The following is a 25,260-nucleotide window of genomic DNA, read 5'->3' as shown; positions in this document are numbered from 1 at the left end:
TTTGAGAAAAATCAATCAAAACAACGGGATACGGATTCCGTCCGGCAAAGGCCGCGGCGAGCCGCAATCCGGGGCCGGATTCGTGAAATTGTGCATAAGTCAAGTCTTGACAGCCTGATTTTGTCCTCCCAGGCCGCTCACAGCGCCGTCAGCGCGCGCCGGTAGCGGATCGCCTCGGCGATCTGCGCGGCGGTCGGCAGCGGGTCGCCGGCCAGGTCGGCGATCGTCCGCGCGACTTTCAGCACGCGGAAATACGCGCGCGCCGACCAGCCGAAGCGCTCGCCGGCCTCGCGCAGCAGCCGTTCGCCTTCGTTGGTCGGCCGGCACAGGTCGTCGGTTTCGCGGCCGCTCAGCATGTGATTCGTCTTGCCCTGCCGATCGAGCTGCAGCGCACGTGCCTGCGCGACCCGGGCGGCCACCGCCGCGCTCGGCTCGCCGGGCGCCGTCGCGCGGGTCGCGAGTTCGGCCGGCGACAGCGCGGGCAGGTCGATCTGGATGTCGATGCGGTCGAGCAGCGGCCCCGACAGCTTGCGCAGATAGCGGGCGGCCACGTCCGGCGAGCAGCGGCAGCGCCCGGACGGATCGCCGTGCCAGCCGCACGGGCACGGGTTCATCGCGGCGATCAGCTGGCACGCGGCGGGGAAGTCGGCCTGCTCGGCTGCGCGCGAGATCGTGATGCGGCCGGCTTCGAGCGGCTCGCGCAGCATTTCCAGCACGTGCCGGTCGAATTCCGGCAGTTCGTCGAGAAACAGCACGCCGAGGTGCGCGAGCGTGATTTCGCCCGGCTGCGGCGGATTGCGGCCGCCGACCAGCGCGGCGGCGCTCGACGAGTGGTGCGGCGCGCGGAACGGCCGGCGGCGCCACTGCGCGGGCGAGAAGCCGAGCCGGCTCGCGGACAGCAGCGCGGCCGAGGTCAGCGCCTCGTCGTCGGTCAGCGGCGGCAGCAGGCCGGCCAGCCGTGCTGCCAGCATCGACTTGCCGGCCCCGGGCGGGCCGACCATCAGCATGTGATGACCGCCCGCGGCCGCGACTTCCAGCGCGCGCCGCGCGCCGCGCTGGCCGACGACGTCCGCGAGGTCGGGCGCGGCCGGTGCCGGCAGGCCGTCGAGACAGGGTGCCGCGACCGGCGTGAGCCGCCCGTCCGGCGCATCGGCGAGGTGCGCGCACAGCGCGGGGAGGTCGCGTGCACCGAACACGGTCACGCCCGGCACGAGCGCGGCCTCGGCGGCACTGTCGAGCGGCAGGTACAGCTCGGGCGGACGCGATGTCGCGGTGGAATCGCGCGGGGCGCCGGAATCCAGGCCAGGGCCACCGGCGAAGCCCGCACCGGATTCCTCCGCACGCCGGTCCCGCGCGGCGCCGCACGCCATCGCGAACGCGCCGCGCATCGGCCGCAGTGCGCCGGTCAGCGACAGCTCGCCCGCGAATTCGCGGCCGGCCAGCGCGTCGGCCGGGATCTGGCCGTTCGCGGCGAGGATGCCGAGCGCGATCGGCAGGTCGAAGCGGCCCGATTCCTTCGGCAGGTCGGCCGGCGCGAGATTGACGGTGATGCGGCGCACCGGAAATTCGAATCCGCAGTTCTGCAGCGCGGCGCGCACGCGCTCGCGGCTTTCGCGGACTTCGAGATCGGGCAGCCCGACGATCGAGAACGACGGCAACCCGTTGGCGAGATGGACTTCGACGGTGACGTCCGGCGCGCGGCCGGAGGCGGGCGCGCGACTGCGCACCACGGCGAGCGACATGGCGAGGCTCCTGTAAACAGGCGGACGACGGCCGTTCGGGGCCGCATGCCGCGGGAATCGGAGGAATCGGGTGCGCGCTTGCCGGCGTGGCGCGGGGAAAGAACGAGGTGCTGCGGAACGACGAACTGCGAAGAGCGATGGACTACGAAGAGCGGAGGGTGCTGCGAAGAACGACGGACGACGAAGGGCGGACGCGTGGCTTCGGGGTGGCGGGCGCGGGCCGCACGAGGCGGCCCGCGCCCGGACCTTGCGGCCGGGTGGGGCGTCAGGCCTGCGGGGCGGCGAGCTTCTGCTCGAGTTCCGCGACGCGCTTTTCGAGTTCCTCGAGGCGCACGCGGGTGCGGGCGAGCACCTGGGCCTGGGTATCGAATTCCTCGCGCGTGACGAGATCGAGCTTCGAGAAGCCTTGCGACAGCATGGCCTTCACGTTGCGCTCGACGTCCTTGGCCGGCGAGTTTTTCAGCAAATCGCTGACGCGCGACTGCAGATCGTTGAAAACGTCGCTGGGTTGCTTCATGTGATTCCCCTTCCTTGCACAAAAAATGTGCATCTTCAGTTGCGTACGTGCCCATGATGCACGCATGACCGGAAATGGTGCGCGCAGGGCGCGAATTCCGGGCACGGCGCCCGCATGGGTGAATGGCCCGGCGATCCGGGACGTGCGTGCACTCTAGCAACGATCCTTTCGCCGCGCCAGCAAACCGGGCCATGTTGGCCATTCGGCCGGGCTTCCGCGCCTTACATCGCGGGATGCGACCCCGTTCCGGAGCCATTCGAGACGGTGTTCGGACCAACATGGCATGCGAGTTGCTGAGAAGAGTCCGTTACAACATTCCAACTCAGTCGACGGGACAACCCAGCGAGAGGACTTCATGAAACTCATTACCGCAATCATCAAGCCGTTCAAGCTCGATGAGACGCGCGAGGCGCTGTCGGCGCTTGGCGTCTCCGGCATCACGGTGACGGAGGTGAAAGGGTTCGGGCGCCAGAAGGGGCACACCGAGCTGTACCGCGGCGCCGAATACGTGGTCGATTTCCTGCCGAAGATGAAGATCGAGGCGGCCGTGTCCGACGATCTCGTCGACCAGGCGGTGGAAGCGATCGAGCGGGCCGCGCGCACGGGCAAGATCGGCGACGGCAAGATCTTCGTCACGGCGATCGAACAAGTGATCCGGATTCGCACCGGGGAGACAGGCGCGGACGCGCTGTAACAGAACAGACAATACAAGCGACAAGAGGAAACCCAAGATGCGCAAACTTCTGATGTCCCTGCTGATGGCCGGCTCGCTGATCGCGGCCGGCGTCGGCTCCGCGCTCGCGGACGACGCGGCGTCCGCCGCGGCTGGTTCCACCGCGGCTGCTTCCACGCCCGCCGCCACCGCTTCCGACGCATCGGCTGCCGCCGCACCGGCCGCTTCGGCGCCGGCCGCCGACGCATCCGCCACCGCCGCCGCATCCGCACCGGCCGCCCCGGCGGCGCCCACCGCGCCGTTCTCGGTCGATTCGTCGAAGATCAGCGCGGGCGACACCGCGTGGATGCTGACCTCCACCGCGCTCGTGCTGTTCATGACGGTCCCCGGCCTCGCGCTGTTCTACGCGGGCATGGTCCGCAAGAAGAACGTGCTCGCAACCGTGATGCAGAGCTTCGCGATCACCGCGCTGATCACGGTGCTGTGGACGGTGGTCGGCTACAGCCTCGCGTTCACGCCGGGCAACGGCTTCATCGGCGGCCTGTCGCGCGTGTTCCTGCACGGCATGGCCTACGTGAAGGGCGACAAGGCGACGACGCTGACGGTCAGCCATCTCGCGTCGACGATTCCGGAATCGGTCTACTTCGTCTACCAGATGACGTTTGCGATCATCACGCCGGCGCTGATCTGCGGCGCGTTCGCCGACCGGATGAAGTTCTCGGCGATGCTCGTGTTCATGGCGCTCTGGTCGCTGATCGTCTATGTGCCGATCGCGCACATGGTGTGGGAGCCGACCGGCTGGCTGTCGGCCGACGGCGTGCTCGACTTCGCGGGCGGCACGGTGGTGCACATCAACGCCGGTATCGCGGGCCTGGTGTCGTGCCTCGTGCTCGGCAAGCGCGTCGGCTACGGCCGTGAGTCGATGGCGCCGCACAACCTCGTGCTGACGATGATCGGCGCCTCGATGCTGTGGGTCGGCTGGTTCGGCTTCAACGCGGGTTCCGCGGTCGCGGCCGACGGCCGTGCCGGCTTCGCGATGCTGACGACGCAGGTCGCGACGGCCTGCGCGGCGCTCGGCTGGATGTTTGCCGAATGGATCGCGAAGGGCAAGCCGTCGGTGCTCGGCATCGTGTCGGGCGCGGTCGCGGGTCTGGTGGCGATCACGCCGGCGGCCGGTTTCGTCGGCGTGGCGGGCGCACTCGTGATCGGTATCGCGGCAGGCGTGATCTGCTTCTGGTCGGCGACGTGGCTCAAGTCGAAGCTCGGCTACGACGATTCGCTCGACGCGTTCGGCGTGCACGGCGTGGGCGGGATTCTCGGCGCACTGCTGACCGGCGTGTTCGCGGTCAAGGACATCGGCGGCATGGACGGCAGCCTGCTGCTGCAGGCGAAGGGCGTGCTGATCACGCTCGTGTACAGCGGCGTGCTGAGCTTCGTGCTGCTGAAGCTGATCGACCTGACGATCGGCCTGCGCGTGACCGAAGAGGAAGAGCGCGAAGGGCTCGACGTGATCCTGCACGGCGAGCACGTGGAGTAAGTCATACGAATCAACGGCGGGCCGCCGCGACGACGGCGCCCGCTCCGAATGAGCGCAGCGACTTCGGCCCGCCTACCCGGCGGGCTTTTTTTCTCCTGTCATCCACTGCCGTAGCGCATAACCCTGCGCGCTATCGGGTCAATAGCCGAAAATATCCTCGAAACCCTTGCGAAGCCGGGAACAATCCCCAAATGGGCAGGGCAATTGCTCTACAATCTTCATTCTCCCGCTCGCGAGTGATTCATGGTTCCCCACCTCGTTACCGCGTTGAACGGTCCGCTGCTCGAACTCGAGCAGAAGATCCTCGACGCGACGCCTGCGATCGAACGCTGGTTCAGGCTCGAATGGCAGGAACACACCCCGCCGTTCTATTGTTCGGTGGATCTGCGCAATGCCGGCTTCAAGCTGGCGCCCGTCGACGCGAACCTGTTTCCCGGCGCGTTCAACAATCTGCCGTCCGAAGTGCTGCCGCTCGCCGTGCAGGCCGCGATGGCCGCGATCGAGAAGATCTGCCCGGACGCGAAGAATTTGCTCGTGATTCCCGAGCTGCCGACCCGCAACGCGTTCTACCTGGAAAACGTCGCGCGCCTCGCGACGATCATGCGCCAGGCCGGCCTGAACGTGCGTTTCGGCTCGCTCGACCCCAGCATCACCGACATGACGCCGATCACGCTGGCCGACGGCCAGAAGATCGTGCTCGAACCGCTCGAGCGTTCGCAGCGCCGCCTCGGCCTGAAGAATTTCGATCCGTGCTCGATCCTGCTGAACAACGACCTGTCGGCCGGCATCCCGGCCGTGCTGGAAAACCTGCACGAACAGTACCTGCTGCCGCCGCTGCACGCGGGCTGGGCCGTGCGCCGCAAGTCGACGCACTTCGCGTGCTACGACGACGTCGCGAAGAAGTTCGCGAAGATGGTCGGCGTCGATCCGTGGATGGTGAATCCGTATTTCGCGCACGTGGAAGGCGTCGACTGGCAGGCGCATGAAGGCGAGCAGGCGCTCGCCGACGCGATCGACGGCGTGCTGAAGAAGATCGCGCGCAAGTATCGCGAATACGGGATCAGCGAGAAACCGTACGTCGTCGTGAAGGCCGACGCGGGCACCGCGGGCCGCGGCGTGATGACCGTGCACGACGCGGCCGAGATCGGCCGGATGACGAAGGCCGAGCGCGCGCAGATGGCCGAATCGAAGGCCGGCCTCGCGGTGCGCGACGTGATCGTGCAGGAAGGCGTCTACACGTTCGAGCGCGTCGGCGACGAAGTGGCCGAGCCGGTCGTGTACATGATCGACCGCTACGTGGTCGGCGGTTTCTACCGCACGCACGGCGGCCGCGAGCGCGACCAGAACCTGAACGCGCCCGGCATGCACTACGTGCCGCTCGGCTTCGAGCACACCGCGCTGCCGGATGCAGGCGCTAAGCCGGGCGCCGCGCCGCCGAACCGTTTCTACATGTACGGCGTCGTCGCGCGGCTGTCGCTGATCGCATCGTCGATCGAACTGGAAAAGACCGACCCCGAAGCCATCCAGGTGTAACGGACCTTCGGACCTTCGCTACGTACAGGACCCGCATGGACATTCTTTTTATCGCCGACCCGCTCGAGCATTTCAAGATCTACAAGGATTCGACCTACGCGATGATGGCGGAGGCCGCTCGGCGCGGGCATGCGGTGTACGCGTGCGAACCGCGCCACCTCGCGTGGACGGGCTCGGCTGTCGAGGCCGACGTGCGGCGCATCACGTTCGTCGGCGAACTGGACGACCTGCATCGCGACACCTGGTTCGACGCGGGCCCGGTCGACGCGCGCCGTCTCGAATCGTTCGGCGCGGTGCTGATGCGCAAGGATCCGCCGTTCGACATGGAATACGTGACGTCGACGTGGCTGCTCGAGCTGGCCGAGCGCGCGGGTGCGCGTGTGTTCAACAAGGCGCAGTCGATCCGCGATCATTCGGAGAAGCTCGCGATCGGCGAGTTTCCGCAGTTCGTCGCGCCGACGCTCGTCACGCGCGACGCGAAGCGGCTGCGCGCGTTCCACGCCGAGCACGGCGACGTGATCCTGAAGCCGCTCGACGGGATGGGCGGGATGGGCGTGTTCCGCGTGAAGCCGGACGGCATGAACCTCGGCTCGATCGTCGAGATGCTGAGCCACGACGGCACGCGCTCGGTGATGGCGCAGAAGTTCATCCCCGAGATCAAGGCCGGCGACAAGCGCATCCTGCTGATCAGCGGCGAGCCGGTGCCGTATTCGCTCGCGCGGATTCCGCAGGGCAGCGAGGTGCGCGGCAATCTCGCCGCGGGCGGGCTCGGCGTCGCGCAGCCGCTGACGGACCGCGATCGCGAGATCGCCGCCACGCTCGGGCCCGTGCTCGCGGCGCGCGGGCTGCTGCTGGTCGGCCTCGACGCGATCGGCGACTGGCTGACCGAGGTGAACGTCACGAGCCCGACGTGCTTCCGCGAGATCATGGAGCAGACGGGCTTCGACGTCGCCGCGATGTTCATCGACGCGCTGGAGCGTGCGGCCGCGTAGGCCGCCTCCCGCGCAACCCCGGCGGCGGCCGCGCAGGTCCCCCGTCGCCGGAGCAGCTTGACCGGCCTGCTACAATGCCCGCTCGCCCGGTGCCGAAATCGGCGCACCGAAGGCCCGGCGGTCGGGCCGACACTGTTGCAAGGCAGAACATGAAACGTTCCCTACACTCGCTACGCTCACTGCCCCGCCGCGGGGTATCGGCCCGCCAGGGGCGGCCGGGAGCGATCTGACATGGCCGGGATTCTGATCATCGCACACGCGCCGCTCGCCACCGCGCTGCGGGACTGCATCGCGCACATCTACGGCGGCGTGCCCGCCCGCATCGGCTGCATCGACGTGACGGCGGACAGCGATCCGAGCCAGGTGATGGCGTTTGCGCACGCGGAACTCGCGCGGCTGCGGGAAGAGAACGGCGTGGTCGTGCTGACCGACATGTACGGCGCGACGCCCGCGAACATCGCGGGCCAGCTCGCGAAGCTCGACAACGTGCGCGTGCTGGCGGGCGTGAACCTGCCGATGCTCGTGCGGGCCGTCTGCTACCGCACCGTGCCGCTCGACAAGCTGGTCGACAAGGCGCTGTCCGGCGGCGCGAAGGGCGTCCACGAGGTGTCGTCCGGCACGCCGCCGCCGCCGACGGAAACCGGCTGCGGCCAGTGCGCGCCGATTCCGCCCGAACCGCAGCCGCGCACCGAATCGCACTGAGCCCCCGTTTTCCGTTTTAGACCGACCCGCCGGCGCGCGCCGCCGGCGGTCCCGACCGACCCGACCGAGAATCATGCTTCAACAAGAAACCACCATCGTCAATAAATTGGGGCTCCATGCGCGCGCATCGGCCAAGCTTACGCAACTGGCCGGCAACTTCCAGTCGGAAGTGTGGATGACACGCAACGGGCGCAAGATCAATGCGAAGAGCATCATGGGCGTGATGATGCTGGCGGCCGGCATCGGCAGCACCGTGACGATCGAGACCGAAGGGTCCGACGAGCGGGAAGCGATGGACGCGCTGCTGAAGCTGATCGCCGACAAGTTCGGCGAAGGCCAGTGAGCCAGGGCCTGTTTCCATATGGAAACAGGCCGTCGGATCGTTGCCGTTTCCAGTCGGAATGCCGCGGATGTCGCGGCATTTTTTTCGTCGGAAGCATTGATGCGAAATGCGCAATGCTGCGGTGCATGCAGTCAGCAGGGAGTCGCGGAATTTATAATCGCTAACCGGGGTCATAAGCGCATCGCAGCAGTGTGCCGCGGCTTTACTTGTACAGAGGAGGTGCGCGTGTCCTTCACGCTGCATGGCATTCCCGTCTCACGGGGTATCGCGATCGGGCGAGCGTATCTGATCGCGCCGGCGGCGCTCGACGTCGCCCATTACCTGATCGAGCCCAACCAGACCGACGCCGAAGTGGAGCGATTCCGCACGGCGCTCGACGTCGTGCGTCGCGAGCTCGAAGCGCTGCGCGCCGACCTGACCGACGACACGCCGAGTGAAGTCGGCGCATTCATCGACGTGCACATGATGATCCTGAGCGACGAGATGCTCGTGCAGGAAACCATCGACCTGATCCGCACGCGCCGCTACAACGTCGAATGGGCGCTGACCGAGCAACTCGAACTGCTCACGCGCCATTTCGACGACATCGAGGACGAATACCTGCGCGAGCGCAAGGCCGACATCGAGCAGGTGGTCGAGCGCGTGCTGAAGGCGCTCGCCGGTGCGCCGTCCGCATCGCAGGCGCTCGACCGCGCGGCCAGGAACGGCACGAACGAGATGATCGTCGTCGCGCACGACATCGCGCCGGCCGACATGATGCAGTTCAAGACGCAGTCGTTCCAGGCGTTCGTCACCGATCTCGGCGGCCGCACGTCGCACACGGCGATTGTCGCGCGCAGCCTCGGGATTCCGGCCGCGGTCGGCGTGCAGCATGCGAGTTCGCTGATCCGCCAGAACGACCTGATCATCGTCGACGGCGACCAGGGCATCGTGATCGTCGATCCGGCGCCGATCGTCCTCGAAGAATATTCGTACCGCCAGTCCGAGAAGCTGCTCGAGCAACGCAAGCTGCAGCGCCTGAAATTCTCGCCGACGCAAACGTTGTGCGGCACCAAGATCGACCTGTACGCGAACATCGAGCTGCCCGACGACGCGAAGACGGCCGTCGAGGCCGGCGCGGTCGGCGTCGGCCTGTTCCGCTCCGAGTTCCTGTTCATGCATCAGAAGGAAATGCCGGAAGAGGAGGAGCAGTTCGCCGCGTACAAGCGCGCCGTCGAGTGGATGAAGGGCATGCCGGTGACGATCCGCACGATCGACGTCGGCGCGGACAAGCCGCTCGAGGCGCTCGACGAAGGCTACGAAACGGCGCCGAACCCGGCGCTCGGCCTGCGCGCGATCCGCTGGAGCCTGTCCGAGCCGCAGATGTTCCTCACGCAGTTGCGCGCGATCCTGCGTGCGTCCGCGTTCGGCCAGGTGAAGATCCTGATCCCGATGCTCGCGCACGCGCAGGAGATCGACCAGACGCTCGACCTGATCCGCGAGGCGAAGCGCCAGCTCGACGACGCGGGGCTCGCGTACGACCCGAACGTGCGCCTCGGCGCGATGATCGAGATCCCGGCCGCGGCGATCGCGCTGCCGCTGTTCCTGAAGCGCTTCGATTTCCTGTCGATCGGCACGAACGACCTGATCCAGTACACGCTCGCGATCGATCGCGCCGACAACGCGGTCGCGCACCTGTACGACCCGCTGCATCCGGCCGTGCTGCACCTGATCTCCTATACGTTGCGGGAAGCGAAGCGCGCGGGTGTGTCGGTGTCGGTATGCGGGGAGATGGCGGGCGATCCGGCGCTCACGCGCCTGTTGCTCGGGATGGGGCTCACCGAGTTCTCGATGCACCCGAGCCAGTTGCTGGTCGTGAAGCAGGAGATCCTGCGCGCGCACCTGAAGGCGCTCGAGAAGCCGACGGCCGACGTGCTGGCGGCGTTCGAGCCGGAAGAGGTGCAGGCGGCGCTGCAGCGGCTGTCGGTCGCCGAGCCGCGGGCGGATGCGGCTGCTTAGGCGTTCTTGCCGCCACTAAACCATGGCGAAGCGTCACACGCATGCGCGGCCCGGCGCATGCCCGTCGCGCGTCAGTGCCGGCCCCCGCACACGGGGCAGTCGGCCTGGCGCGCGATTTTCATCGTCGTCCATTCCATCCGCAGCGAATCGAGCATCATCAGCCGCCCGTTGAGCGTCTTGCCGATGCCGCCGATCACGCGCAGCGCCTCGGCCGCCTGCATCGCGCCGATGATCCCGACGGTCGGCGCGAACACACCCATCGTCGCGCACGCGACTTCCTCGAACGGCTGGTCTTCCGGGAACACGCACGCATAGCAGGGCGCGGCCGGGTCGCGGAAGTCGAACGTGCTGATCTGGCCGTCGAAGCGCAGCGCGGCGCCCGACACGAGCGGCACGCCGTGCGCGACGCACGCGCGGTTGATCGCATGCCGCGTCGCGAAGTTGTCGGTGCAGTCGAGCACGACGCTCGCGTGCGGCACGTGCGCGTCGAGCCACGCATCGTCGACGCGCGCGGCGACCGCGTTCACCGTCACCTCCGGGTTCAGTTGCGCGAGCGCGTCGCGCCCCGATTCGACCTTGCTGCGGCCGACCGATGCCGTCACGTGCAGGATCTGCCGCTGCAGGTTCGTGAGGTCGACCGTATCGGCGTCGACGAGCGTGAGCGTGCCGACTCCCGAGGCCGCGAGGTACATCGCGGCCGGCGAGCCGAGGCCGCCCGCGCCGACGACGATCGCATGCGCGTCGAGGAAGCGCTGCTGCGCCTCGATGCCGATTTCGTCGACGAGGATGTGGCGGGAGTAGCGAAGGAGTTGATCGTCGTTCATGGGGAGGCGTGAGCGAGGCGGGCGGAGGTTCGTTATTTTAGGCGCGCATGAAAAACGGGCCATCGCGGTCTTCCCGCGATGGCCCGTTGGATGCCGGCCGGCGCTTACTGCGGCGCCGACGCAGGCTTCGGTGCGGACGCCGGCTTCGCGGCGCTCGCGCCCGATGCCTTCGCGGCCGTGGCAGCCTTGGCGGCCGGGCCCTTCGTCGTGCTCTCGGCGAGCAGCGACTTCGATGCCTGGACCGGCTTGCCTTCGAGCTTGTTGAGCGCCTGCTGCATCATGAAGTCGTCGGCGCTGCCGAACTCGATCGGCTTGCGATCGCGATCCTTCTGGCGCTGCTCCGGCGTCTTCTTGTCGTTCTGCTCTTCGAGAATGCGCAGCTGATCCAGCCGGCGCTGCTCGCGCTCTTCCTGTTCCTTCTTCTCGTTCGGGTCCTGCGTGTTCGCGAGGTGGTTCGTGTAGTCGACCTCGCGCGTCACGAGCACGTCGTCCGGATCGCCGTCCGCGTACTGATCGACCGGCACGTCCGGCGTGATGCCCTTGTTCTGGATCGAACGGCCGCTCGGCGTGTAGTAGTACGCGGTGGTCAGGCGCAGCGCGGTGTCGGCCGTCATCGGGCGGACCGTCTGCACCGAACCCTTGCCGAACGTCGTCTTGCCCATGATCTGCGCGCGCTTCGAATCCTGCAGCGCACCGGCGACGATTTCCGACGCGGACGCCGAATACGCGTTCGTCAGCACGATCATCGGCACGGTCTTGAAGACCGGCGGCAGGTTCTTCAGCGGATCGCCGTCGAAGGACGGCAGGCGATAGTTGTCGTACGTATCGCGGTAGACCTGCTTCGAATCGGGGATCTGGCCGTTGGTCGACACGACGACCGAGTCGGGCGGCAGGAACGCGCCGGCCACGCCGACCGCGCTCTGCAGCAGGCCGCCGCCGTTGTTGCGCAGGTCGAGGACGAGGCCCTTCAGGTTCGGCTGCTGGCGCGCGATGTCCTGCAGCTTCTGCGCGAGATCCGGCGTCGTGCGCTCCTGGAAGCTCGTGATGCGGATATACGCGTAGCCCGGATCGAGCATCTTCATCTTCACGCTCTGGACCTTGATGATCGCGCGCGTGACGGTGATCGGGAACGTGCGGTCGTCGCTCTTGCGGAAGATCGTCAGCGTGACCTTGGTGCCCGGCTCGCCGCGCATCTGCTTCACGGCCTTGTCGAGCGTCATGCCGCGCACCGGCTTGTCGTTGATGCGCGTGATCAGGTCGCCCGGACGGATGCCGGCGCGGAACGCGGGGGTGTCCTCGATCGGCGAGATCACCTTGACGAGGCCGTCTTCCTGCGAGATCTCGATGCCGAGGCCCGCGAAGCGGCCCTTCGTCTGCTCCTGCAGCTCGTCATAGTCGGTCTTGTCGAGGAACGACGAGTGCGGGTCGAGGCTCGACACCATGCCCTTGATCGCGGCCGTCAGCAGCTTCTTGTCGTCGACCGGTTCGACGTACTCGCGCTTGATCTGCCCGAATACTTCCGCGAACAGGCGGAGCTGGTCGAGGGGAAGCGGCGCCGTGGCGGTCTGCTCGGCCGATGCGGAAACCTGCAGCGTGGCGAACACGCCCGTGGCGAGGCCCGCGGCAATCAGGCCGATGTTCTTCAAATTCATTCGCATAGAGAGTCTGGTGCGGTCGGGAAGCGCGTGGCGGTAGCGGGGATGTAGCGGACAAGTATAACTGTTCGTCCGATAACTCAGTGGAACGGCGCGAAAAGCGTCGAAAAGGCCGCAAAGGGCCCGGCGGGGCACCGCCGGGTGTGCTGCGGGGTTCGAAAGCGGATTCGACCGTAGCAGGGCCGCGAAGGTTCGCGCGGCGTGCGGACCGGGGCCGAGGCGCGGCACGCCGCGCCGGCACGCGGCCTGTCCGCCGCGCCGGGCGTCAGCCCGCCTTGCCCTGCTTCGCGACGGCGGCTTGCGCCTGCGCGATCGCGTCCGCGTCGCCGAGGTAATAGTGCTTGATCGGCTTCAGGTTCTCGTCGAGTTCATAGACGAGCGGCACGCCGTTCGGGATGTTCAGGCCGACGATGTCGCTGTCCGAGATGCCGTCGAGGTACTTGATCAGCGCGCGCAGCGAGTTGCCGTGCGCGGCGATCAGCACCTGCTTGCCGGCGCGCACCGCCGGCGCGATCGACTCGTTCCACAGCGGCAGCACGCGCGCGACCGTGTCCTTCAGGCACTCGGTGAGCGGCAGCTGCTCGCGCGGCACCTTCGCATAGCGCGGGTCGTTGAACGGCGCGCGCTCGTCGGTCGGCTCCAGCGCGGGCGGCGGCGTGTCGTAGCTGCGGCGCCACACGAGCACCTGCTTGTCGCCGAACTTCGCGGCCGTTTCCGCCTTGTTCAGGCCCGACAGCGCGCCGTAGTGGCGCTCGTTCAGGCGCCACGAATGGACGACCGGCAGGTACATCAGGTCCATCTTGTCCTGCACGTGCCACAGCGTGCGGATCGCGCGCTTGAGCACCGACGTGTACGCGATGTCGAACGTGTAGCCGGCCTCCTTGAGCAATTCGCCGGCCTGGTAGGCCTCGTTGCGACCCTGTTCGGTCAGGTCGACGTCGACCCAGCCGGTGAAGCGGTTTTCCTTGTTCCACGTCGATTCGCCGTGGCGGATGAGAACGAGTTTGTACATGGATCTTGCGGTCGGTAGTGATAGGGAAGCGGGGCGCGTCGCGCGGCACCCGGACCGGGCCCGCCATCGCGCAAGGCGGTTATTTTATAATGGCGGGATTGTCCTCATCCGATTTCTCTTCTTCCGGCGGAATTCCGTGACGTTCTTTACCAATTACACCAACCTGGCCCTTATCGCGATCCTGGTGGTTTCCGGCGGCCTGCTTGCGTGGCCGGCCCTGCGCCGCGGCCGCGGCGGCCTGTCTGCCGCGGAGGCGACGCAACTCATCAATCGTCGCAACGCGGTCGTGATCGACGTGCGTGCGGCCTCCGATTTCGCCGCCGGCCACCTGCCGTCGGCGCGTCAGGTCGCGGCGGGCGAGATCGGCGCGAAAATTGCGCAGGTCGCGAAGAACAAGAGCACCCCGGTGCTGCTCGTCTGCCAGAACGGCCAGCAGTCGCAGAAGGCGGCGCGCGAGGTCGAGGCGGCGGGTTATGCCGAGGTGCACGTGCTCGAGGGCGGCGTGGCCGCCTGGCAGCAGGCCGGGATGCCGGTCGTCAAACAAGGAGTGGCGAAGTGAACAAGGTCTTGATGTACAGCACGCAGGTGTGTCCTTATTGCATGCAGGCCGAGCGCCTGCTGAAGCTGCGCGGTGTCGAGCAGATCGAAAAGGTGCTGATCGATCGCGATCCGGCCCGCCGCGAGGAAATGATGACGCGCACGGGGCGCCGCACGGTGCCGCAGATCTATATCGGCGACACGCACGTCGGCGGCTACGACGATCTGTCGAAGCTCGACCGCGAAGGCGGCCTCGCGCCGCTTCTGCAAGCGGCCTGATTAAGGCAGAATGGCCGCCGGCCGCGCCGCGGCTTGGGCGCGCAGGATTCATCCGTGGCGGCCGGCGAACAGCCGGGCCGCCCCGTCACCACTTTTAGGGAAACACCATGTCCGACGTCGAAAACCAACCGTTCTTCAACATCCAGCGCGTCTACCTGAAGGATATGTCGCTCGAGCAGCCGAATTCGCCGGCGATCTTCCTCGAGCAGGACATGCCGTCGGTTGAAGTCGAAGTCGACGTGAAGGCCGACCGCCTCGCGGAAAGCGTGTTCGAAGTCGTCGTGTCGGGTACCGTCACCGCGAAGGTGAAGGACAAGGTCGCGTTCCTGATCGAAGCGAAGCAGGCCGGCATTTTCGACATCCGCAATATTCCGGACGAACAGCTCGACCCGCTCGTCGGCATCGCGTGCCCGACGATTCTGTTCCCGTACCTGCGCTCGAACATCGCCGACGCGATCACGCGCGCCGGCTTCCCGCCGATCCACCTGGCGGAAATCAACTTCCAGGCGCTGTACGAGCAGCGTCTCGCGCAGCTTCAGCAGCAGGCCGGCGGCGCCGCAGGTGCGCCGAACGGCGCGCCGAATGGCACGACGCTGAACTGACGTTTCGCTCGGACCGGTGCTGGGTATGAAAGTAGCCGTTCTCGGCGCCGGTGCGTGGGGCACCGCGCTCGCGGGCCATCTGGCCGCGCGGCACGATACGCTTCTGTGGGCGCGCGACGCCGTGCTCATCGCCGGGCTGCAGGCCCGGCACGAAAATTCCCGCTATCTGGACGGCATCGCGCTGCCTGACGCGCTGCGCTACGACGCCGATCTCGGCGCCGCGCTCGCGCATGGCGCCGCGGACGACGCGCTGTGCGTGATCGCCGCGCCGGTGGCGGGGCTGCGCACGCTGTGCCACGCGATGCGCGACGCGGGCTGCGTGCCCGCGCACGTCGTCTGGGTCTGCAAGGGCTTCGAGGCCGACACGCATCTGCTGCCGCATCAGGTGATCGCGGCCGAGCTGCCCGAACAGCAGAGCAACGGCGTGCTGTCGGGCCCGAGTTTCGCGCGCGAGGTCGGACAGTCGCTGCCCGTCGCGTTGACGGTGGCGAGCACGTCGGCCGAATGCCGCGAGCGCACGCTCGCCGCGTTCCATCATGGCGCGATGCGGATCTATACGGGCGACGACGTGGTCGGCGTCGAGGTCGGCGGCGCGGTGAAGAATGTGCTCGCGATCGCGACGGGCATTTCCGACGGCCTCGGCCTCGGGCTGAACGCGCGCGCCGCGCTGATCACGCGCGGCCTCGCCGAAATGTCGCGGCTCGGCGTGGCGCTCGGCGGCCGCGCGGAAACCTTCACGGGCCTCACGGGCCTCGGCGACCTGATCCTCACCGCGACGGGCGACCTGTCGCGCAACCGCACGGTCGGCCTGCAACTGGCGGCCGGCCGCACGCTGAACGACATCCTCGGCGCGCTCGGCCACGTGGCCGAAGGCGTGCGCTGCGCGCAGGCCGTGCTGGCGCTCGCGCGCGCGCAGTCGATCGAAATGCCGATCACGGAAGCCGTGTGCGGCGTGCTGTTCGACGGCATCGCGCCGCGCGACGCCGTCAGCGGCCTGCTGCGCCGCGACGCGCGCGCCGAGTAGCACGGGCCGGGGTCGCCCGGCACGGTTGCGCCGGGCGCGCGGCGCCAAAGCGGACTACGCTTGAACCGTCTCCGGCGTTCCGCGAGGTTGTCATGTTGCAGATCCATTCCACCACGCTCGATGCGCAGGTCGTCGACATCACGACGCTCGATGTCGATGCGATCGTCAACGCCGCGAACGGCTCGCTGCTCGGCGGGGGCGGCGTCGACGGCGCGATTCACCGCGCGGCCGGCCCCGGCCTGCTCGCCGAGTGCCGCACGCTCGGCGGCTGCGACACCGGCGACGCGAAGCTCACACGCGGCCACGGGCTGCCGGCGCGCTACGTGATCCACGCGGTCGGGCCGGTATGGTACGGCGGCGCGCGCGGCGAGGCCGACCTGCTCGCGTCGTGTTACCGGCGCGCGATCGAGCTGGCCGAAGAAGTGGCCGCGACGTCGATCGCATTTCCGGCGATCAGTTGCGGGGTCTACCGTTATCCGGCCGACGAGGCCGTCGACATCGCGGTCGGCACCGTCGCCGAGATGCTGGCGCAGGCGCCGAACCTTGCACGCGTCGTGTTCGCGTGCTTTTCCCCCGACATCTACGACCTGTACCGCGCGCGGCTCGCGCGAACCTGACGCGTTCGGTGCGGCGGGCTGCGCTCGGCAAGTTTCAGGCGCCGCCTTCGAAGCCGGCCTGACGCCACGCCTCGAACACGACCACCGCGACCGTGTTCGACAGGTTCAGGCTGCGGTTGTCCGGCCGCATCGGCAGGCGCACGCGCTGTTCATTCGGGAAGCGTTCGAGCAGCTCGGCGGGCAGGCCGCGCGTTTCCGAGCCGAACACGAACCAGTCGCCGGGCAGGAATGCGTGATCGTGGAAGCGGCCCGAACCGCGCGTCGTGAACGCGAACATCCGCGCGGGATCAGGTGCTTCGGAGTCGACGAACGCGTCCCAGTCGCGGTGCACGCGCATCTGCGCATACTCGTGATAGTCGAGGCCGGCGCGGCGCATCCGCGCGTCGTCGAGCGGAAAGCCGAGCGGCTCGATCAGGTGCAGGTGCGCGCCGGTGTTCGCGCACAGGCGGATCACGTTGCCGGTGTTCGGCGGAATTTCGGGGGCGACGAGAACGACGTTGAACATGTTTCGGTTTGGCTGGGGCGGCCGGAGCGGCGCAAGGCGCGTGCATCCGGCCGGCCGGTTCGTGACGGCCGCACGCGGGCGGCCGGCCTCTCTATCTAATTAATCCCTGGCGGTGCGCAGCGCAACCAGATTCGTCACGCGCGCGGCGCCCGCCGCCTTCAGCGCGTGTGCGGCCGCCGCGAGCGTCGCGCCGGACGTCATCACGTCGTCGACGAGCGCGATGTGGCGGCCGGCGACGCCGCCTGCCACCGCGAAAGCCGCCATCACGTTGTCGCGCCGTGCGTGCCGGTCGAGCCGCGACTGCGGCGCGGTGTCGGCGACGCGCGCGAGCAAGGCTGCGTCCGCCGGCACGCCGAGCCGGCGCGCGAGCGGACGCGCGATCGCCCACGCCTGGTTGTAGCCGCGCGCGACGAGCCGCCGGTGCGACAGCGGCACCGGCGCGACGAGGTCGAAGCCGCCCGCGCCGCGCGTATCGTCGACCAGCCGTGCGAGCCGGGCCGCGAATTCGCCGCCGAGCGCGAGCCGCGCATGAAACTTCAGGCCGCGCGCGAGCCCGTCGAGCGGCGCGCGGTAATCGGCGAGCGCGAGCGTCGCGTCGAACGGCGGCGGCGCGGTGCGGCACGCGTCGCACCGGTACGCGGCCACGCGGCCGGCGCCGGTGCGACTGCCGCCGGGCGATCGCGCCTGCCCGACGCCGAGCGGCAGCGCGCAGACGTCGCAGCGCAGCCGCGCTTCATTCCAGTACGCGGCATCGCAGGCGCCGCAAATCACGGCGTGTGACAAATTGCCGCACAACGCGCAGCGATTCGGCAACGCGACCGCGGCAACGCGCACGGCCAGCGTTCTAACCTGCGACAAAACGACGCGCATCGTGCGCTGGGCAGAACCGCGGACCATCGCAACACTCCTGGCACGCCGCCTCAATGAAGCTTGCGAGGCGAGCGAGTATACTTCGGGCTCTTCGCCAGTGTGCCCGACATGTCCCCAGCTTCGACTTCAACCGGCCGTCCGGCCAATGACGCCAGGCGCCTGCGGCGGATCTTCGACCGCCGTGCCGCCACGTTCGATGCGGTTGCGTTCCTGCCGCGCGAGATCGCGCAGCGGATGAACGAGCGCCTCGAATACATCAAGGTGAGCCCCGCGGCCGTGCTCGATGCGGGCTGCGGCCCGGGCGACGACCTTCCGGCGCTGCGCGCGCGTTTTCCGGAAGCGCCGGTGTTCGGCGTGGACCTGTCCGGCGCGATGCTCGCGCGGGCCGGTCAGCGCGAAGTCGAGCAGACTACCTGGCGCCGCTGGCTGCCGGCGTCGCTCGGCCGGGCGCTGGGCCAGCGCGGCCCGCGCGTCGCGCAGGCCGATTTCGCCGCGCTGCCGTTTCCCGGCGGCGCGTTCGACCTGATCTGGTCGAATCTCGCCCTCCACTGGCATTCGCGTCCCGATACCGTCTTCCCCGAATGGCAGCGCGTGCTGCGCGTGAACGGCCTCCTGATGTTCAGCACGCTCGGCCCGGACACGCTGCGCGAGCTGCGTGCGGCCTGCGCGGACGCCGAAGCGGCGCTCGGCATCGCGCCGCCCGCCGCGCGCGTGATCGATTTCGTCGACATGCACGACCTCGGCGACATGCTCGTCGAGAGCGGCTTCGAGATTCCCGTGATGGACCAGGAAGTGCTGACCGTCACCTACCAATCCCCCGATTCCCTGCTGGCCGACGTGCGCCGCTGGGGCGCCTATCCGTTCGAGCGCACGGCGCCGCAGCACGCGACGCGGCGCTTTCGCGCGGCGCTCGGCGATGCGCTGGACGCGCGCCGGCGCGAGGACGGCACGATCCCGCTGACCTTCGAGGTGATCTACGGCCACGCGTGGAAGGCCGTGCCGCGCACGACCGCGGAAGGGCACGGGATCGTGCGCATCGAGGACATCGGCAAGGGGCGCCCGAAGAATCGGTAAAGCGGTAAAGAGGGGTTTTGTTATGTCCGAAATTAGCGGCGCAAAGCGGGGTCGAATTAGCGGCAAAAACGGCCGGAAAGCTTGTCGCGCTTGGCTTGGCGGGCGATAGGCGCTTGCTTGTGGATGCCATTGAACCCGCCTATAATGCGTCAGCTTGTCGTCCCGGGGTCCCCGCAATACGGGGCGGCGAGTCCGATGCAGGCATGCATCGCATGCCATTCGCGTGAGGCGGCGATGGGAGCAGCGAGGGTTTTGGCGGAGACGGCGGACAGCGAACCGGTCCTCGAAGACTGGCTCATGAAACGCAACTGTTCGGTGTCGCCACGCCAGTTCGTGCTGTTTTACGCGTCGCTCGCGGGCTTCTCGCTGGCGATCGCGGCGTTGCTGATGTGGAGAGGGGTCTGGCTCGTCATGCCCTTCACCGGCATCGAGTTGCTGGCGGTGGGTGTCGCATTTGCGATCTATGCTCGCCATGCGGTCGATTACGAGCGCATCAGGCTGTTTCCGCACCGGCTCGTGATCGAGCGGATGGATGCGGAGCGGCTCACGCAGATCGAATTCAACCCGCGCTGGGTGCGGGTCGAGCCGGGTGCGACGCCACGCGATCCGATTCGGCTGGTATCGCGCGGGCAGACCGTCGTAATCGGGCAGCATCTCGCGCAGTACAAGCGTGCGCAGTTCGCCGACGAACTGCGCGTGTCGCTCAGGCGCTGCGGCTGACGAGGCGCGGTCACCGGCCGGAACAGGCCGGCGGCTTGCGACGGGGGAGGGTTTGAATGGAAATTTTGGGTAAGGATGCTATGAAAACAATCAAGCGAGCCCTCGCGGGCGTGCTGGCATGCAGCGGATTGCTCTTTGCCGGTGCGGCCCTGGCGGTCGGTGATAGCCCGGGCGGCCCCCGTGTCAACGAGATCAACTTTCAGCCGCCGGTCACGAAAATCGCCGAGGAGCTCTACGATCTCCACACGATGATGCTGATCCTGTGTACGGTGATCTTCGTCGGCGTGTTCGGCGTGATGTTCTATTCGATCTTCGCGCACCGCAAATCCAAGGGCCACAAGGCCGCCAATTTCCATGAAAGCACGACCGTCGAGATCATCTGGACGATCGTGCCGTTCGTCATCGTCGTGCTGATGGCGCTGCCGGCGACGAAGGCCGTCGTCGCGATGAAGGACACGACCAACGCCGATCTCACGATCAAGGTCACCGGCTACCAGTGGAAGTGGGGCTACGACTACGTGAAGGGCCCGGGCGAGGGCATCGGCTTCCTGTCGACGCTGACCACCCCGCGCGACGAAGTGATGGGCAAGAAGCCGATCACCGACACCTATCTGCAGGAAGTCGACAATCCGCTCGTCGTGCCGGTCAACAAGAAGATCCGCATCATCACGACCGCGAACGACGTCGTCCACTCGTGGTACGTGCCCGCGTTCGGCGTGAAGCAGGATGCGATCCCCGGCTTCGTGCGCGACACGTGGTTCAAGGCCGACAAGGTCGGGACGTTCCGCGGTTTCTGTACCGAGCTGTGCGGCAAGGAACACGCGTACATGCCGGTCGTCGTCGAGGTCCTGTCGGACGACGACTACGCGAAGTGGGTCACCGCGCAGAAGGCCAAGCTGGCCAGCGCGGCGGTCGATCCGAACAAGGTCTACACGATGGCCGAACTCGTCGCGCACGGCGAGGAAGTCTACAAGGCGAACTGCGCGGCCTGCCACCAGGTGAGCGGCAAGGGCCTCGGCGCGTTCCCGGCGATGGACGGCAGCCCGATCGTGAACGGCCCGATCGCGGCGCACGTCGAGCGCGTGCTGCAGGGCAAGGGCGCGATGCCGTCGTGGGCGTCGCTGTCGGACCTCGACATCGCTGCGGTCGTCACGTACGAACGCAATTCGTGGGGCAACCACAAGAACGACCTGCTGCAGCCGAAGCAAGTGGCTGACGCACGCAACGGCAAGATGCCGGAAGACACGGCGGGCGCGGCAACGGCAGCGGCCCCGGCAGAAGCGGCTTCGGCGCCGGCGCAAGCCGCGTCGGGCGCCGAGCAGCCGGCGGCAGCGGCATCGGCCGCGCTGTCGACGATCTACTTCGAGACGGGCAAGAGCGTGCTGCCGGCCGACGCGAAGGCGGCGATCGCCGCCGCGGCCGACTATGCGAAGGCGCATCCGGACGCGAAGCTCGCGCTGTCGGGCTTCACCGACAAGACGGGCTCGGCCGACGCGAACGCCGAACTGGCGAAGCATCGGGCCCAGGCCGTGCGCGATGCGCTGAAGGCAGCAGGCGTGGCGGAAGACCACATTATTCTCAAAAAGCCGGAAACGATCACGGGCGGGGCTGACGCGAAGGAAGCCCGGCGTGTCGAGATCGGCCCGGCGGCTTGACGTGTCGCTGAGTTAGTCGACGTATTCGCATTAGGAGATTCTCATGTCTAGCATCGGGCACGACGTAGCCGCGGACCACACGGGCCACGCGCACGACGACCACGCGCACGAAACCCCGCACGGCTGGCGTCGCTGGCTGTTCGCCACCAACCACAAGGACATCGGTACGCTGTACCTGCTGTTCTCGTTCATCATGTTCCTGTCGGGCGGCGTGATGGCGCTCGGCATCCGTGCCGAGCTGTTCGAGCCGGGCCTGCAGATCATGCGTCCGGAGTTCTTCAACGAACTCACGACGATGCACGGCCTGATCATGGTGTTCGGCGCGATCATGCCGGCGTTCGTCGGCTTCGCGAACTGGATGATTCCGCTGCAGATCGGCGCGTCCGACATGGCATTCGCGCGGATGAACAACTTCAGCTTCTGGCTGCTGCCGGTCGCGGCCGTGCTGCTGGTCGGTTCGTTCTTCGCGCCGGGCGGCGCGACGGCGGCCGGCTGGACGCTGTACGCACCGCTGTCGACGCAGATGGGCCCGGGCATGGACTTCGCGATCTTCGCGGTCCACATCATGGGCGCGTCGTCGATCATGGGCGGGATCAACATCGTCGTGACGATCCTGAACATGCGCGCACCGGGCATGACGCTGATGAAGATGCCGATGTTCGCGTGGACCTGGCTGATCACCGCGTACCTGCTGATCGCCGTGATGCCGGTCCTGGCAGGCGCGATCACGATGGTGCTGTTCGACCGCCACTTCGGCACGTCGTTCTTCAACGCGGCAGGCGGCGGCGACCCGGTGATGTACCAGCACATCTTCTGGTTCTTCGGCCACCCCGAGGTGTACATCATGATTCTGCCGGCGTTCGGGATCGTGTCGCAGGTGATCCCGGCGTTCGCGCGCAAGACGCTGTTCGGCTATAGCTCGATGGTGTACGCGACGGCGTCGATCGCGATCCTGTCGTTCATGGTCTGGGCGCACCACATGTTCGCCACGGGCATGCCGGTCACCGGCCAGCTGTTCTTCATGTACGCGACGATGCTGATCGCGGTGCCGACGGGCGTGAAGGTGTTCAACTGGCTCGCGACGATGTGGCGCGGCTCGATGACGTTCGAAACCCCGATGCTGTTCGCGATCGGCTTCCTGTTCGTGTTCACGTTCGGCGGCCTGACGGGCCTGATGCTCGCGATGGCGCCGCTCGACATCCAGTACCACGGCACCTACTTCGTGGTCGCGCACTTCCACTACGTGCTGGTGGCCGGTTCGCTGTTCGCGCTGTTCTCGGGCTGGTACTACTGGGCGCCGAAGTGGACGGGCTGGATGTACAACGAGACGCGCGGCAAGATCCACTTCTGGTCGTCGATGATCTTCTTCAACCTGACGTTCTTCCCGATGCACTTCGTCGGTCTCGCGGGCATGCCGCGCCGCTATGCGGACTACCCGGCGCAGTTCACGGACTTCAACCAGGTGGCGACGATCGGCGCATTCGGCTTCGGCCTCGCACAGGTGTACTTCCTGTTCGCGGTCGCGCTGCCGGCCTACCGTGGCGGCGGCGAGCTGGAGAAGGCGTCGGACAAGCCGTGGGATGGCGCGACGGGCCTCGAGTGGACGGTGCCGAGCCCGGCTCCGTTCCACACGTTCGAGCAACCGCCGCACGTCGAATAAGTTTCACCGAGCGTTCCGCCGCTGCCTGCCGCGCAGGCAGGCGCGGCGGGCGCGGAACTGAAGTTTCAGCGAAGTTGCAGATGACCCGGAATCCACAAGAAAGACGAACGCCCGAGCAGATCCGCGCGGGCAACAAGCGGCTCGGCCTCACCCTGCTCGTCATCGCCGCCGTTTTTTTTGTGGGTGTCGTGATCAAGCAGTGGTGGCTGTCCACCCACTGATGCAGTAACTGACGCAGTAGCGAGGAAGTCGTCGTATGTCGAAGCCGGAAGAGGGCGCCGTGGATCGCGCGTTCAATCGTTCGATGCTGGTGAAGCTCTTCGTCGTGGCCGGGCTGATGTTCGGTTTCGGCTTCGCGCTGATCCCGATGTATCGGGCGATCTGCCAGATCACCGGCATCAACAACCTGGTGCAGCGCGATGTCAGCGAGCGCGAGGTGAAGAACTCGCAGGTCGACACCAGCCGCACGGTGTCGGTCGAGTTCGATGCGAACGCACGCGGGCCGCTCGGGTTCAAGCCGGAGCACAACAGTCTCGACGTGCATCCGGGCGAACTGACGACGATCGTGTACGACGTGACGAACGGGCAGGGCCGGCCGGTCGTGGCGCAGGCGATTCCGAGCTACGCGCCGAAGCAGGCGACGGAGTTCTTCAAGAAGATCGAGTGCTTTTGCTTCACGCAGCAGACGCTGACCGCGAACGAGTCGCGCAAGATGCCGGTGGTGTTCGTGATCGACCCGAAATTGCCGAAGGACGTGAAGACGATCACGCTGTCGTACACGTTCTTCGAGCTGAATACCCCGGCCACGCCGGCACCGGCGCAGCGCAGTACGGCGGCGGCGCAGGGTGCGGCGAAGCCGGACGCATGACGAAGGAGACGGGGCGATGACGGAGACGAAGCGGAGCGGGTCGTTCGGCCAGGCATTGAGAGCGGTGCTGTGGTCGTTCTTCGGGGTGCGCAAGCGGCGCGACCTGGAGGCCGATGCGACGCAACTCAATCCGCTGCACGTGCTGATCGTCGCGTTGATCGCGGCCGGCGTGTTCATCGGCGTGCTGATCCTGATCGTGCGTGCGGTCGTGGGCTGAGGCTGAGGCCCGCGGCCACGAAAGAATGCAGTGCGCGGCGCCACGGCGCGGCGTGCAGGAAAGAGCGGCGGCGGTCTCGCCGCGCAAGAAATAAAGCCGGAGCGGTTTCCGGTACACAAATTGGACTGAAGTGGAGAATCAAGCATGAGCGGTCAAAACCAGACCCCGTACTATTTCGTGCCGCATCCGTCGCAGCATCCGATCAGCGCGGCCATCGGCCTGCTGGTCATGCTCGGGTCGGTAGCGCTGTGGATCAACGGTCATGACTGGGCGCCGTTTACGGCGCTGCTCGGCCTGCTGTGGTTGCTCTTCACGCTGTATCACTGGTTCGGCGACGCGATCGCCGAATCGGAAGGCGGTCATTACGGCAAGAACGTCGACAAGTCGTACCGCTGGAGCATGAGCTGGTTCATCTTCTCGGAAGTCATGTTCTTCGGCGCGTTCTTCGGCGCGCTGTTCTATGCGCGTGAAATCGCGCTGCACCAGCTCGGCAGCCTCGACTACAAGCTGATCTGGCCGGACTTCTCCGCCGTGTGGCCGAACGAAGGCCCCGCCGCGCTCGCCGGTCACTTCAAGACGATGGGCCCGTGGCCGATCCCGACGCTGAACACCGCGTTCCTGCTGTCGTCGGGCGTGACGCTGACGATCTCGCACCACGCGCTGCGCGACGACCATCGCAAGAAGGCGATCGCGTGGCTGGCCGCGACGCTCGCGTTCGGGATCTGCTTCCTGTTCCTGCAGGGCTTCGAGTACTACCACGCGTACAACGAACTGAACCTGACGCTGAACTCGGGCGTGTACGGTTCGACGTTCTTCCTGCTGACCGGCTTCCACGGCTTCCACGTGTTCCTCGGCGGCACGATGCTCGCGGTGGTGCTGGTGCGGATGATCCGCGGCCACTTCAAGCCCGATCATCACTTCGCGTTCGAAGGCGCCGCGTGGTACTGGCACTTCGTCGACGTCGTCTGGCTCGGCCTGTACGTCGTCGTCTACTGGCTGTAAATGGACAAACGGCCCGCGCAGCGATGCGCGGGCCGTTTTCATTGGTGTGTGGGCGCGGCAGCGAAGCTGCGGGCGACACCACCCGGGCGCCGCCGCGACTCA

The 25,260-nt window shown here is 67.3% G+C and carries 27 protein-coding genes; 20 read left to right on the top strand and 7 right to left on the bottom strand.

Annotation, left to right across the window (positions count from 1 at the left end; all coding sequences use genetic code 11):
• Window positions 1–137: 137 nt before the first annotated feature.
• Together HWW87_RS25225 and HWW87_RS25220 are read right to left on the bottom strand one after the other, a co-directional pair.
• Window positions 138–1,742 carry a YifB family Mg chelatase-like AAA ATPase gene (locus HWW87_RS25225; RefSeq protein ID WP_175822573.1) on the bottom strand — a complete coding sequence of 535 codons (1,605 nt, stop codon included), beginning with the start codon at window positions 1,740–1,742 and terminating at the stop codon, window positions 138–140.
• Window positions 1,743–2,007: 265 nt separating this feature from the next.
• Window positions 2,008–2,259, bottom strand: coding sequence for an accessory factor UbiK family protein (locus HWW87_RS25220; protein ID WP_006489451.1), 252 nt, complete (start codon window positions 2,257–2,259; stop codon window positions 2,008–2,010).
• Between the two features lie 355 nt (window positions 2,260–2,614).
• Here HWW87_RS25220 and HWW87_RS25215 point away from each other — a divergent pair, with 355 nt between their 5' ends.
• The 7 genes from HWW87_RS25215 (at window position 2,615) to ptsP (ending at window position 10,037) form a co-directional block, all read left to right on the top strand.
• On the top strand, window positions 2,615–2,953 hold the full coding sequence (locus HWW87_RS25215; RefSeq protein ID WP_027789049.1) for a P-II family nitrogen regulator: 339 nt from the start codon (window positions 2,615–2,617) through the stop codon (window positions 2,951–2,953).
• A 37-nt stretch (window positions 2,954–2,990) separates the two neighbouring features.
• The gene (locus HWW87_RS25210; protein WP_175822572.1) at window positions 2,991–4,469 is read left to right on the top strand and encodes an ammonium transporter; all 1,479 of its coding nucleotides are present in this window, start codon (window positions 2,991–2,993) and stop codon (window positions 4,467–4,469) included.
• A gap of 243 nt (window positions 4,470–4,712) precedes the next feature.
• On the top strand, window positions 4,713–6,002 hold the full coding sequence (gene gshA, locus HWW87_RS25205; protein WP_034208466.1) for a glutamate--cysteine ligase: 1,290 nt from the start codon (window positions 4,713–4,715) through the stop codon (window positions 6,000–6,002).
• 35 nt (window positions 6,003–6,037) lie between these two features.
• Window positions 6,038–6,994 carry a glutathione synthase gene (gshB, locus tag HWW87_RS25200; RefSeq protein WP_175822571.1) on the top strand — a complete coding sequence of 319 codons (957 nt, stop codon included), beginning with the start codon at window positions 6,038–6,040 and terminating at the stop codon, window positions 6,992–6,994.
• Between the two features lie 231 nt (window positions 6,995–7,225).
• Window positions 7,226–7,696 carry a PTS fructose transporter subunit IIA gene (locus tag HWW87_RS25195; RefSeq protein WP_174390399.1) on the top strand — a complete coding sequence of 157 codons (471 nt, stop codon included), beginning with the start codon at window positions 7,226–7,228 and terminating at the stop codon, window positions 7,694–7,696.
• 73 nt (window positions 7,697–7,769) lie between these two features.
• Window positions 7,770–8,039, top strand: a complete 270-nt coding sequence (locus HWW87_RS25190) for an HPr family phosphocarrier protein (RefSeq protein ID WP_031401331.1) — start codon at window positions 7,770–7,772, stop codon at window positions 8,037–8,039.
• Window positions 8,040–8,264: 225 nt separating this feature from the next.
• A complete protein-coding gene (gene ptsP, locus HWW87_RS25185) occupies window positions 8,265–10,037 on the top strand; it encodes a phosphoenolpyruvate--protein phosphotransferase (RefSeq protein ID WP_175822570.1) in 1,773 nt (590 codons plus the stop codon).
• A 71-nt stretch (window positions 10,038–10,108) separates the two neighbouring features.
• On the opposite strand, the gene moeB is transcribed toward ptsP, so the two are convergent.
• The 3 genes from moeB to gpmA all read right to left on the bottom strand — a co-directional run bounded on the left by moeB (window position 10,109) and on the right by gpmA (window position 13,528).
• On the bottom strand, window positions 10,109–10,861 hold the full coding sequence (gene moeB / locus HWW87_RS25180; RefSeq protein ID WP_174434754.1) for a molybdopterin-synthase adenylyltransferase MoeB: 753 nt from the start codon (window positions 10,859–10,861) through the stop codon (window positions 10,109–10,111).
• A gap of 104 nt (window positions 10,862–10,965) precedes the next feature.
• Entirely contained in the window at window positions 10,966–12,519 is a 1,554-nt protein-coding gene (locus tag HWW87_RS25175; RefSeq protein WP_175822569.1) for a S41 family peptidase, read from the bottom strand.
• A gap of 262 nt (window positions 12,520–12,781) precedes the next feature.
• Window positions 12,782–13,528 (bottom strand): 2,3-diphosphoglycerate-dependent phosphoglycerate mutase, encoded by a 747-nt coding sequence (gpmA, locus tag HWW87_RS25170; RefSeq protein WP_175822568.1) that lies wholly within the window; start codon window positions 13,526–13,528, stop codon window positions 12,782–12,784.
• Between the two features lie 136 nt (window positions 13,529–13,664).
• On the opposite strand from gpmA, the gene HWW87_RS25165 reads away from it, so the two are divergent.
• From HWW87_RS25165 to HWW87_RS25145, 5 genes are all read left to right on the top strand, one after another.
• The gene (locus HWW87_RS25165; protein ID WP_027785516.1) at window positions 13,665–14,087 is read left to right on the top strand and encodes a rhodanese-like domain-containing protein; all 423 of its coding nucleotides are present in this window, start codon (window positions 13,665–13,667) and stop codon (window positions 14,085–14,087) included.
• Window positions 14,084–14,344, top strand: a complete 261-nt coding sequence (gene grxC, locus HWW87_RS25160; protein WP_034179116.1) for a glutaredoxin 3 — start codon at window positions 14,084–14,086, stop codon at window positions 14,342–14,344. The genes HWW87_RS25165 and grxC overlap by 4 nt, the downstream gene beginning before the upstream one ends.
• 107 nt (window positions 14,345–14,451) lie before the next feature.
• Window positions 14,452–14,946, top strand: a complete 495-nt coding sequence (gene secB / locus HWW87_RS25155) for a protein-export chaperone SecB (RefSeq protein ID WP_059506567.1) — start codon at window positions 14,452–14,454, stop codon at window positions 14,944–14,946.
• 25 nt (window positions 14,947–14,971) lie between these two features.
• The gene (locus HWW87_RS25150) at window positions 14,972–15,970 is read left to right on the top strand and encodes an NAD(P)H-dependent glycerol-3-phosphate dehydrogenase (protein WP_175822567.1); all 999 of its coding nucleotides are present in this window, start codon (window positions 14,972–14,974) and stop codon (window positions 15,968–15,970) included.
• 92 nt (window positions 15,971–16,062) lie between these two features.
• Window positions 16,063–16,587, top strand: coding sequence for an O-acetyl-ADP-ribose deacetylase (locus tag HWW87_RS25145; protein WP_175822566.1), 525 nt, complete (start codon window positions 16,063–16,065; stop codon window positions 16,585–16,587).
• Window positions 16,588–16,621: 34 nt separating this feature from the next.
• Here the strand turns inward: HWW87_RS25145 and trmL are convergent, their stop codons facing one another.
• Together trmL and HWW87_RS25135 are read right to left on the bottom strand one after the other, a co-directional pair.
• Window positions 16,622–17,092: a tRNA (uridine(34)/cytosine(34)/5-carboxymethylaminomethyluridine(34)-2'-O)-methyltransferase TrmL gene (gene trmL / locus HWW87_RS25140; RefSeq protein ID WP_175822565.1), complete on the bottom strand. Its 471-nt coding sequence runs from the start codon at window positions 17,090–17,092 to the stop codon at window positions 16,622–16,624.
• A gap of 99 nt (window positions 17,093–17,191) precedes the next feature.
• A complete protein-coding gene (locus tag HWW87_RS25135) occupies window positions 17,192–17,989 on the bottom strand; it encodes a phosphoribosyltransferase family protein (protein WP_175822564.1) in 798 nt (265 codons plus the stop codon).
• A gap of 81 nt (window positions 17,990–18,070) precedes the next feature.
• On the opposite strand from HWW87_RS25135, the gene HWW87_RS25130 reads away from it, so the two are divergent.
• The 8 genes from HWW87_RS25130 (at window position 18,071) to HWW87_RS25095 (ending at window position 25,158) form a co-directional block, all read left to right on the top strand.
• Window positions 18,071–19,036 carry a methyltransferase domain-containing protein gene (locus HWW87_RS25130; RefSeq protein WP_175822563.1) on the top strand — a complete coding sequence of 322 codons (966 nt, stop codon included), beginning with the start codon at window positions 18,071–18,073 and terminating at the stop codon, window positions 19,034–19,036.
• 195 nt (window positions 19,037–19,231) lie between these two features.
• On the top strand, window positions 19,232–19,756 hold the full coding sequence (locus HWW87_RS25125) for a DUF2244 domain-containing protein (protein WP_051421408.1): 525 nt from the start codon (window positions 19,232–19,234) through the stop codon (window positions 19,754–19,756).
• Between the two features lie 56 nt (window positions 19,757–19,812).
• Entirely contained in the window at window positions 19,813–21,411 is a 1,599-nt protein-coding gene (gene coxB, locus HWW87_RS25120) for a cytochrome c oxidase subunit II (RefSeq protein ID WP_175822562.1), read from the top strand.
• Window positions 21,412–21,454: 43 nt separating this feature from the next.
• Window positions 21,455–23,071, top strand: a complete 1,617-nt coding sequence (ctaD, locus tag HWW87_RS25115) for a cytochrome c oxidase subunit I (protein ID WP_174432266.1) — start codon at window positions 21,455–21,457, stop codon at window positions 23,069–23,071.
• Between the two features lie 80 nt (window positions 23,072–23,151).
• Window positions 23,152–23,292 (top strand): cytochrome oxidase small assembly protein, encoded by a 141-nt coding sequence (locus HWW87_RS25110; RefSeq protein ID WP_006486385.1) that lies wholly within the window; start codon window positions 23,152–23,154, stop codon window positions 23,290–23,292.
• Between the two features lie 35 nt (window positions 23,293–23,327).
• Window positions 23,328–23,939, top strand: coding sequence for a cytochrome c oxidase assembly protein (locus HWW87_RS25105; protein WP_089468522.1), 612 nt, complete (start codon window positions 23,328–23,330; stop codon window positions 23,937–23,939).
• Window positions 23,940–23,955: 16 nt separating this feature from the next.
• The gene (locus HWW87_RS25100; RefSeq protein ID WP_006760730.1) at window positions 23,956–24,156 is read left to right on the top strand and encodes a DUF2970 domain-containing protein; all 201 of its coding nucleotides are present in this window, start codon (window positions 23,956–23,958) and stop codon (window positions 24,154–24,156) included.
• A 144-nt stretch (window positions 24,157–24,300) separates the two neighbouring features.
• Window positions 24,301–25,158: a cytochrome c oxidase subunit 3 gene (locus HWW87_RS25095; protein WP_174390411.1), complete on the top strand. Its 858-nt coding sequence runs from the start codon at window positions 24,301–24,303 to the stop codon at window positions 25,156–25,158.
• The last annotated feature ends 102 nt before the right edge of the window (window positions 25,159–25,260 follow it).

Source organism: Burkholderia sp. BCC0419 (genome assembly GCF_902830285.1).
Taxonomy (GTDB): Bacteria; Pseudomonadota; Gammaproteobacteria; order Burkholderiales; family Burkholderiaceae; genus Burkholderia.
The sequence above is the reverse complement of the archived record's forward strand: the minus strand, read 5'-3'. Positions and strand labels throughout refer to the sequence as shown.

Excerpts from the sequence above, each read along its gene's own strand:
- HWW87_RS25225 (WP_175822573.1), bottom strand. The coding sequence starts at position 1,742 with ATGTCGCTCGCCGTGGTGCGCAGTCGCGCGCCCGCCTCCGGCCGCGCG.
- HWW87_RS25220 (WP_006489451.1), bottom strand. The coding sequence starts at position 2,259 with ATGAAGCAACCCAGCGACGTTTTCAACGATCTGCAGTCGCGCGTCAGC.
- HWW87_RS25215 (WP_027789049.1), top strand. The coding sequence starts at position 2,615 with ATGAAACTCATTACCGCAATCATCAAGCCGTTCAAGCTCGATGAGACG.
- HWW87_RS25210 (WP_175822572.1), top strand. The coding sequence starts at position 2,991 with ATGCGCAAACTTCTGATGTCCCTGCTGATGGCCGGCTCGCTGATCGCG.
- gshA (WP_034208466.1), top strand. The coding sequence starts at position 4,713 with ATGGTTCCCCACCTCGTTACCGCGTTGAACGGTCCGCTGCTCGAACTC.
- gshB (WP_175822571.1), top strand. The coding sequence starts at position 6,038 with ATGGACATTCTTTTTATCGCCGACCCGCTCGAGCATTTCAAGATCTAC.
- HWW87_RS25195 (WP_174390399.1), top strand. The coding sequence starts at position 7,226 with ATGGCCGGGATTCTGATCATCGCACACGCGCCGCTCGCCACCGCGCTG.
- HWW87_RS25190 (WP_031401331.1), top strand. The coding sequence starts at position 7,770 with ATGCTTCAACAAGAAACCACCATCGTCAATAAATTGGGGCTCCATGCG.
- moeB (WP_174434754.1), bottom strand. The coding sequence starts at position 10,861 with ATGAACGACGATCAACTCCTTCGCTACTCCCGCCACATCCTCGTCGAC.
- HWW87_RS25175 (WP_175822569.1), bottom strand. The coding sequence starts at position 12,519 with ATGCGAATGAATTTGAAGAACATCGGCCTGATTGCCGCGGGCCTCGCC.
- gpmA (WP_175822568.1), bottom strand. The coding sequence starts at position 13,528 with ATGTACAAACTCGTTCTCATCCGCCACGGCGAATCGACGTGGAACAAG.
- secB (WP_059506567.1), top strand. The coding sequence starts at position 14,452 with ATGTCCGACGTCGAAAACCAACCGTTCTTCAACATCCAGCGCGTCTAC.
- HWW87_RS25150 (WP_175822567.1), top strand. The coding sequence starts at position 14,972 with ATGAAAGTAGCCGTTCTCGGCGCCGGTGCGTGGGGCACCGCGCTCGCG.
- HWW87_RS25145 (WP_175822566.1), top strand. The coding sequence starts at position 16,063 with ATGTTGCAGATCCATTCCACCACGCTCGATGCGCAGGTCGTCGACATC.
- trmL (WP_175822565.1), bottom strand. The coding sequence starts at position 17,092 with ATGTTCAACGTCGTTCTCGTCGCCCCCGAAATTCCGCCGAACACCGGC.
- HWW87_RS25135 (WP_175822564.1), bottom strand. The coding sequence starts at position 17,989 with ATGGTCCGCGGTTCTGCCCAGCGCACGATGCGCGTCGTTTTGTCGCAG.
- HWW87_RS25130 (WP_175822563.1), top strand. The coding sequence starts at position 18,071 with ATGTCCCCAGCTTCGACTTCAACCGGCCGTCCGGCCAATGACGCCAGG.
- HWW87_RS25125 (WP_051421408.1), top strand. The coding sequence starts at position 19,232 with ATGCAGGCATGCATCGCATGCCATTCGCGTGAGGCGGCGATGGGAGCA.
- coxB (WP_175822562.1), top strand. The coding sequence starts at position 19,813 with ATGGAAATTTTGGGTAAGGATGCTATGAAAACAATCAAGCGAGCCCTC.
- ctaD (WP_174432266.1), top strand. The coding sequence starts at position 21,455 with ATGTCTAGCATCGGGCACGACGTAGCCGCGGACCACACGGGCCACGCG.
- HWW87_RS25110 (WP_006486385.1), top strand. The coding sequence starts at position 23,152 with ATGACCCGGAATCCACAAGAAAGACGAACGCCCGAGCAGATCCGCGCG.
- HWW87_RS25105 (WP_089468522.1), top strand. The coding sequence starts at position 23,328 with ATGTCGAAGCCGGAAGAGGGCGCCGTGGATCGCGCGTTCAATCGTTCG.
- HWW87_RS25100 (WP_006760730.1), top strand. The coding sequence starts at position 23,956 with ATGACGGAGACGAAGCGGAGCGGGTCGTTCGGCCAGGCATTGAGAGCG.
- HWW87_RS25095 (WP_174390411.1), top strand. The coding sequence starts at position 24,301 with ATGAGCGGTCAAAACCAGACCCCGTACTATTTCGTGCCGCATCCGTCG.